Here is a 1006-nt window from a genome sequence, read left to right as displayed (position 1 = left end):
GAATTCCAGTACCAATAGGGTGGTATCCCAAGGATGACTCCACCGAAGCTGGCGCCCCGACTTCTAAGTCTCCCACCTATCCTGTACAATTGATACCAAAATCCAATGTCAGCCTGCAGTAAAGCTCCACGGGGTCTTTCCGTCCTGTCGCGGGTAACTCGCATCTTCACGAGTACTACAATTTCACCGGGTCCCTTGTTGAGACAGTGCCCAAGTCGTTGCGCCTTTCGTGCGGGTCGGAACTTACCCGACAAGGAATTTCGCTACCTTAGGACCGTTATAGTTACGGCCGCCGTTTACTGGGGCTTAAGTTCAGTGCTTCGCTTGCGCTAACACTTCCCCTTAACCTTCCAGCACCGGGCAGGCGTCAGCCCCTATACTTCGTCTTTCGACTTAGCAGAGACCTGTGTTTTTGCTAAACAGTCGCTTGGGCCTGGTCACTGCGACCGGTCAAAGCTTACGCCGTAAAGGCTTCACCTCAACCGGCACCCCTTCTCCCGAAGTTACGGGGTCATTTTGCCGAGTTCCTTAACAAGGGTTCTCCCGCTCATCTTGGGATTCTCTCCCTGCCTACCTGTGTCGGTTTGCGGTACGGGCACCTGTTTACTCGATAGAGGCTTTTCTTGGCAGTGTGGAATCGACTACTTCGCTACTTATTTTTCGCTCCCCATCACCTCTCGGGATTGTTTCTGCGGATTTGCCTACAGAAACTCCCTACAGGTTTGGACGCACATAACCAACAGTGCGCATAGCCTATCCTCCTGCGTCACCCCATCTCTCAAACGCAAACAGGTGGTACAGGAATCTCAACCTGTTTTCCATCGCCTACGCCATTCGGCCTCGGCTTAGGTCCCGACTAACCCTGAGTGGACGAGCCTTCCTCAGGAAACCTTAGGCTTCCGATGGGTGAGATTCTCACTCACCTTTCGCTACTCATGCCAGCATTCTCTCTTCTGTACAGTCCACCACTCCTTACGGTGTAGCTTCGACCCGTACAGAATGCTCC

At 53.1% G+C, this 1006-nt stretch carries 1 rRNA gene; it reads right to left on the bottom strand.

Annotation, left to right across the window (positions count from 1 at the left end):
- Positions 1-1006: ribosomal RNA gene (locus L21TH_RS07875) — 23S ribosomal RNA — on the bottom strand; the annotation flags it as partial.

It is taken from the genome of Caldisalinibacter kiritimatiensis (genome assembly GCF_000387765.1).
GTDB lineage: Bacteria > Bacillota > Clostridia > Tissierellales > Caldisalinibacteraceae > Caldisalinibacter > Caldisalinibacter kiritimatiensis.
The sequence above is the reverse complement of the archived record's forward strand: the minus strand, read 5'-3'. Positions and strand labels throughout refer to the sequence as shown.